Origin of the sequence: Kitasatospora sp. NPDC127060, from assembly GCF_042724935.1 — a bacterium.
Classification (GTDB): Bacteria; Actinomycetota; Actinomycetes; order Streptomycetales; family Streptomycetaceae; genus Kitasatospora.
Map to the genome: position 1 here is coordinate 1 of NZ_JBHXEG010000200.1, position 1,168 is coordinate 1,168.

Genomic DNA, 1,168 nt, shown 5'->3' on the forward strand with positions numbered 1-1,168 from the left:
GACGATCTCGTCGATCAGGGAGCCGGACTGGGTGGAGCCGTCGTCGGTGACTACGCTGAGCACAGGGCGTGCCTTCCCGACCCGCGCTGCAACGCGGGCCTACTCGGTGACCATCAAAGGATCAATCGGGGAAGGTACGCCTGCTGCGTTCCTCCGGGCGCCGATCCACAAGTCTCGAGCATTGCTCCTGATTTTCCTGGAGTTGCTTGCACGCTGGAATTCGAGGAGCACTTCGACAAGCGGCGGGTCGAACTCGGCTCCTGCGGCCGGCCCTACGGAACGCCCTGCGCGCACGAGCACGCCTGCATCCGATGCCCGATGCTCTCGATCAACCCGAAGATGATCCCGCGGCTCGACGAACTGGAGCAAGATCTCCTCGCTCGACGCGATCGGGCGATGGCGGAGGGCTGGCAGGGTGAGATTGAAGGGCTCGACCTCACCCTCACCTTTCTGCGGAGCAAGCGCGAGCAGACGCGACGCTTCCAGCGTCAGGGCCCCGTCCCGCTCGGCCTCCCGGTGATTCCTCATCAAGAACCCCAGGTCACAGACGTGTGATCAGCAGCGCCGAGACGAGCAGTGCTCCGGAATGCAGGACCTGATCTGCCAAATACATTCCATTGAGCCCGGCCGTCCGCAGCTCGGCGAAGGCTGGCGAGCCGGTGCGCTGCAGCAGCCAGCGCACCGGCCACCGCCGGTCCAGCACGGCATGGGTGGCCGCCGACCACGCGAACCCGGCCGCCAAGCCGGTCATCGTCAGCGACAGCGGGATGAACAACCACACCAGGGCGAGGAGCGCGGCGAGGACCAGGTGGTACTGGCCGACGTGAGCCAGACACGCTCCCCAGTCCTGCCGCGGGCTTGCGCCGGTGGCCACCTCCTCCGCCGTTGGCGCCCCCTTGTTCGCCGCCTGGTGGTCGCTCTGCCCGAAGGCGTGGTCCGGGACGTTGTGCCCGACTGCCAGCACCGCCCAGGTCGCACGAACGCGAGGAATGCCCGGAACCTGTGGATCGGTGCCGGGAGGGACGCGGAGGGCGTACCTTCCCGATGATCCTCTGATGGTCTCCGAGTAGGCCCGCGTTGCAGCGCGGGTCGGGAAGGCACGCCCGTGCTCAGCGTAGTTACTGACGAGGGTTCCACCCAGTCCGGCTCCTTGATCGACGAAATCGTG

1 protein-coding gene and 1 pseudogene are annotated in these 1,168 nt (G+C 66.9%); one reads left to right on the top strand and one right to left on the bottom strand.

Features of this window, described 5'->3' with window-relative positions; all coding sequences use genetic code 11:
- A pseudogene (locus ACFWIS_RS40695) lies at nucleotides 1–555 on the top strand (hypothetical protein); the annotation flags it as partial.
- Here the strand turns inward: ACFWIS_RS40695 and ACFWIS_RS40700 are convergent.
- Nucleotides 542–1,168 (bottom strand): hypothetical protein (locus tag ACFWIS_RS40700; RefSeq protein ID WP_380464158.1); only part of this gene is annotated, 627 nt, incomplete at its 5' end. The pseudogene ACFWIS_RS40695 and the gene ACFWIS_RS40700 overlap by 14 nt on opposite strands.